The 4,827-nt window shown below is 36.2% G+C and carries 6 protein-coding genes; 5 read left to right on the forward strand and 1 reads right to left on the reverse strand.

The features are described 5' to 3' along the window. Positions 1-58: 58 nt before the first annotated feature. On the forward strand, positions 59-391 hold the full coding sequence (locus tag JEM49_RS06695; protein ID WP_201874300.1) for a CorA family divalent cation transporter: 333 nt from the start codon (positions 59-61) through the stop codon (positions 389-391). Here JEM49_RS06695 and JEM49_RS06700 read toward each other — a convergent pair. Beyond that, positions 388-1,095 (reverse strand): YjjG family noncanonical pyrimidine nucleotidase, encoded by a 708-nt coding sequence (locus JEM49_RS06700; protein WP_162606884.1) that lies wholly within the window; start codon positions 1,093-1,095, stop codon positions 388-390. The genes JEM49_RS06695 and JEM49_RS06700 overlap by 4 nt on opposite strands. 338 nt (positions 1,096-1,433) lie before the next feature. Here JEM49_RS06700 and trpX point away from each other — a divergent pair, with 338 nt between their 5' ends. From trpX to JEM49_RS06720, 4 genes are all read left to right on the forward strand, one after another. Then, positions 1,434-2,426: a tryptophan ABC transporter substrate-binding protein gene (gene trpX / locus JEM49_RS06705; protein ID WP_201874302.1), complete on the forward strand. Its 993-nt coding sequence runs from the start codon at positions 1,434-1,436 to the stop codon at positions 2,424-2,426. Beyond that, positions 2,423-3,319, forward strand: a complete 897-nt coding sequence (locus JEM49_RS06710) for an ABC transporter permease (protein WP_025006122.1) — start codon at positions 2,423-2,425, stop codon at positions 3,317-3,319. Before trpX ends, JEM49_RS06710 begins: the two co-directional genes overlap by 4 nt. Then, complete coding sequence (locus tag JEM49_RS06715) at positions 3,316-4,077, forward strand: ABC transporter ATP-binding protein (RefSeq protein WP_087236191.1); 762 nt, start codon at positions 3,316-3,318, stop codon at positions 4,075-4,077. The genes JEM49_RS06710 and JEM49_RS06715 overlap by 4 nt, the downstream gene beginning before the upstream one ends. A gap of 256 nt (positions 4,078-4,333) precedes the next feature. Further along, complete coding sequence (locus tag JEM49_RS06720) at positions 4,334-4,690, forward strand: hypothetical protein (RefSeq protein ID WP_201874304.1); 357 nt, start codon at positions 4,334-4,336, stop codon at positions 4,688-4,690. Positions 4,691-4,827 lie beyond the last annotated feature (137 nt).

Here is a 4,827-nt window from a genome sequence, read left to right on the forward strand (position 1 = left end):
AAAAATATGAATTTTATCCTTTTTAGTTAGTTTAGACATAGTAAAACCCTCGAGATTCATGTCCGAATTTCGAGGGTCACTACAACTTGCTTCCTCTGCCGACATTGCCAGTTTAATGACTAAACAAGCGCAACTGACTAAGATGATCCATGTTTATACGGATCTATTGAATTCAATCAGTGGCTTATTCACCGCCATGATGGACAGCCATTTGAATCACTTAATGAAATATCTGAATTCCGTTGCTTTAATCAGCGGTATCTGGGGCATGAATATTGGTGGCTTACCTGGCAGAACCAATAAGAACGGCTTCTGGATTATCATCACAATTGCGGCTATTTTGACAATTATTTGGGCAATTATTCTAAAGAAAAAGAAGTACAACGATTAGTACTTCTTCTCAAAATCATTTTGCATTAATTTAACAAATTCAGGATAATTTTCCACTTCAAACTTGGGATGTAAATTCAAGGTGTTTTTACGATGACGGTGATTGTACCAGATACTGTCAAAGCCATATCTTTCAGCTCCTAAAATATCTGATTGTAAACCATCGCCAAAAAAGACCGTATCATTAGGACCAATTTCCGTGCGGCTAAAGAAATAGTCAAAGGCATGGACATTAGGTTTAGAATAATGAGCTTCTTCCGAAGTAACAATTAAATCAAAATATTTCTTCACGCCCGCTAATTCTAAGCGATGATTTTGCATAAACTTTTCGCCATTACTTAAAACGGTTAATTTATAGCCCTGTTTTTTAGCAAACTTAAGAGTATCTTCTACTCCAGGAAGCAATTGGTGGGCTTCACCAAAGTAGGAACGATATTCATTCATCATCTTTTGACCATCAATTTCTAAACCGAAATGCTCCTTAATAAAATCGTGAAAAGTCATCTCACTTAGTTCTTCATAGGTTATTTCACCTTGTTCAAGCTTGCGCCATAATCCTTGATTATAGGCATGATATTGGCGTTGAAGTTCTGGCGTTAATTGCCAGTGATGAACGTTGAAAAGGCTGTGTAAAGCAAAATCTTCCGTAGCAGCAAAGTCGATGATCGTATCATCTACATCGAAAATAATTTGTTGATAGCGCAATGAAGTCATTCCCTTCTATTTTTTATAGCTGAGTATTAATTATACCAGCTATCATTAAGAAAAAAATAATTGACATCTTTCTCACCTTTCTTTAAAATTTGAGCAACAAGTATTTTAGACGAAAGGAAGATTTATCATGTTTAAGAATGTAGTACTCAATCGTTGGCAATTCCAGCACTAGAGTTGTTTCTGCACGCTTAAGGTACAGATGCGGCTCATACGATCGCGTCTGTGCTGGTAAATCTTCATGAAAATTACCCGCACGGAAAATAAACGTGCGGGTTTTGTTTTAAGCATTTCCCGTCAAGAGGAAATGCTTTTTTGTTTGAGGTTTAAAAATGAAAAGATTAATTGGAACGCTTATTGCTCTTTTTGCTTTTTTGATTGTGGCTTTCATTTCTGAAACAAACCAAGAAAAAGCAGAACAAAAACAACCAACTGTAGGAATTTTACAAACTATGAGTCACCCTGCTTTAGATCAAATTCATCGGGGAATTATTCAAGGGCTCAAAGAAGAAGGGTATTTTGAAGGTAAAAATATTAAAATTGATTTTCAAAATGCCCAAGGCGACCAAAGCAATCTAAAATCAATGGGTGATCGCTTTATCGGGGAACATGCCGCATTAACTATCGGAATCGCTACGCCAGCAGTTCAGTCTTTAGCCAATACTCCGGGAGATACACCGGTAATCATGGGAGCTGTTAGCGATCCTCTTGATGCACATCTAGTCAAAAGTTTAGCTCGTCCTGGTGGCAAAATCACTGGGGTTCAAGACAGACAACCAATTGCGGCTCAACTTAAATTAATGAAAACTATTATGCCTGATCTAAAAAAAGTTGGCGTTGTTTATACTTCTAGCGATGATTCTTCTACTTCAGAATATCGAGAATTTAAACAGCTCGCAGAAAAACAAGGTCTAAATGTTACACCTTATACCATTACTTCTACCAATGATATCGAACAAGTCGCTCAAACCTTAGCTGGAAAAGTTCAGGCAGTATATGTGCCAACTGATAACACCGTAGCTTCAGGAATTGCCACGCTACTTAAAGCAACAAACGCAGTGAAGATTCCGGTCTTTCCTGCCGCAGATACAATGGTTAAATCAGGCGGACTAGCAACTCGCTGTGTTAGTCAATACGACATGGGAATTTTAACTGGTAGAATGGCGGGACAAGTTTTGCACGGTAAAAATCCGGCAACCTTACCCGTTAAACGAGTAACTCATTACGAAACAGTAATTAATGCTAAAACTGCAGAGAAATTAAATATTCATATTCCAGCTTCTGTTTTATCTGCCGCACAAAAGAAAGGAAGAATTATCAAATGAGTTTAATTACTTCAACTATTGGTCAAGGGCTCTTATGGGGAATATTGGCTCTTGGACTTTTCCTAACATTTAGAATCCTAAACTTCCCTGATATGACCGTCGAGGGTACTTTTCCTTTTGGTGCAGCTATCTGTATCAGCGCACTAGTTCATGGCGTTAATCCAATTATCGCCACTATCCTCTCTTTTTTAGGCGGAATGCTCACAGGCTTAATTACTGGGCTGCTTTACACCAAAGGCAAAATTCCCGTTTTATTAGCTGGGATTTTAACTATGACCGGAATTTATTCTGTCAACTTACGTATTTTAGGGAAAGCAAATGTCGGCCTGCTTAATAAAGCTACATTGCTGAACGAAAAATTTTTACAAAGATTGCCCGATAATTTTCCTACTATTGTAGTTGGATTACTTTTCGCCATTTTTATTATTTTATTGCTAGCACTTTTCTTAAATACCGATCTTGGACAAGCCTTTATCGCTACCGGTGATAATGAAAAAATGGCTCAATCATTAGGCATAAATACCGATAATATGAAAATTCTCGGCCTAATGCTATCTAACGGTTTAATTGGTTTAGCCGGCGGATTATTAGGGCAAAATGGCGGCTATGCCGATGTTAATATGGGAATTGGAACGATGGTTATTGGCTTAGCTGCAATTATTATTGGTGAAGTGGTTTACGGCAATTTATCTTTAACAGCACGACTAATTGCCGTAGTCATCGGCAGCATTATTTATCGTTTGATTCTATTATTAGTATTGCAACTTGGTTTCAGCACCAACGACTTCAAGTTGATTTCAGCAATTATTTTAGCCATCTGCATGATGTTGCCTTTATTTGAAAAGAAATTTCATACTCGTAAATTATTGAAAAAAGGTGTGACTAAGCCATGAGTACAATTTTAGATTTACAAAATATCACTACCACAGTCAACGTTGGAACTAGCGAAGAAAAAAATATTCTTAAAAATATCAATTTAAAAATAAACGATGGTGACTTTATCACCCTACTTGGAACTAACGGAGCCGGGAAGTCTACGTTACTTAACATTATCAATGGTTCTATTTTTCCCACTAGCGGGAAAATTATTTTAAAAGAGCGCGATTTAACTAATTTATCTGAGGTAAAACGGGCAAAATATATTGCACAGGTTTTCCAAGATCCAAAAATGGGAACTGCACCTAGAATGACCGTTGCCGAAAATTTACTGCTGGCTACTAAACGCGGGCAACAACGTGGATTGCATTTACGTGGATTGGACCAGCATTTAGAAGAATTTAAGCGTGAGACAGCTCAACTACCCAATGGATTAAATGAACGGTTAAATACTTTTGTCGGCAATTTATCTGGTGGTCAAAGACAAACTCTCAGTTTCTTGATGGCGACTATCAAAAAGCCTGAACTCCTTTTACTTGATGAACATACTGCTGCTCTAGATCCAAATACCAGTCGGCAACTCCTAGAATTAACCAACAAGGTTGTTAAAAAAGAACATTTAACTTGCATCATGATTACCCACCAATTAAAGGATGCCATTAAATATGGCAACCGCACTATTATTCTAAATAGTGGAAAAATTGTTTTAGATGTTAATGGACAAGACAAAAAGACTTTAACTGAAGAAGATATTTTGCAATATTTTACCGATTAAGACTTAAATCCAGATGTTTTAATAAGCACCTGGATTTTTTTAACAAAAATTTTTATTTTTCTATTTTTTACTTTTTATAATTAAAACTTGGCATAAACGTTATTATAGCAAGCTTTTGCGCTATCTATTTTCTTTTTAAAAAAGTCTTATTTTGCCCTTGCATTATATAACGTGCGTTATATAATAAAGATATAAGGAATGAGGGAACGAAAAGTTCCAACAAGTTAAAGTGATTTAGAAAATAGAGGTATTGATCATGTTTGATTCAAAGAAATTAGTTAAAGCTGTTACAGTTGCAGTTGCTTCAATGAGTTTATTAGGTGTTAGTGCTTCAGTTAGTGAAGCTGCTACTTTCACTGCTCCAAAGCTTGGTCTTTCAGAAGTTGCTCCTACTAATCCTTCAATCAAGAAAGGCGACAAGATCTTCGTTGTTGTAAAAGACACCAAGAATCAAAAAGTTAACGTTTTAAACGCTAACGGTAAGAAGACTGCTAAGAAAGTTTCAATGGGTTCAACTTTCACTGCTAAAGCAGTTAAGAAGACTAACGGCAAGAAGATCGTTAAGATCAACAAGAGTCAATGGTTGAACGCTAAGGACGTTGTTAAGGACTAATTTTTTCAGATCAAAACAAATAAATAATTTTTAACATGATGAATATCATAATAAAAAGTGTCTGGGAAAAAACTAAATCCTAGGCCATGAAAAAAGAACGATGAAATTCTTCGCGAAAATCATCGTTCTTTTTCTAT

Origin of the sequence: Lactobacillus sp. A27, assembly GCF_016742815.1 — a bacterium.
In the GTDB taxonomy this organism is placed as follows: Bacteria; Bacillota; Bacilli; order Lactobacillales; family Lactobacillaceae; genus Lactobacillus; species Lactobacillus gallinarum.

Coding starts and splice junctions, on each gene's coding strand:
- JEM49_RS06695 (WP_201874300.1), top strand. CDS start 59: ATGTCCGAATTTCGAGGGTCACTACAACTTGCTTCCTCTGCCGACATT.
- JEM49_RS06715 (WP_087236191.1), top strand. CDS start 3,316: ATGAGTACAATTTTAGATTTACAAAATATCACTACCACAGTCAACGTT.
- JEM49_RS06720 (WP_201874304.1), top strand. CDS start 4,334: ATGTTTGATTCAAAGAAATTAGTTAAAGCTGTTACAGTTGCAGTTGCT.
- JEM49_RS06710 (WP_025006122.1), top strand. CDS start 2,423: ATGAGTTTAATTACTTCAACTATTGGTCAAGGGCTCTTATGGGGAATA.
- trpX (WP_201874302.1), top strand. CDS start 1,434: ATGAAAAGATTAATTGGAACGCTTATTGCTCTTTTTGCTTTTTTGATT.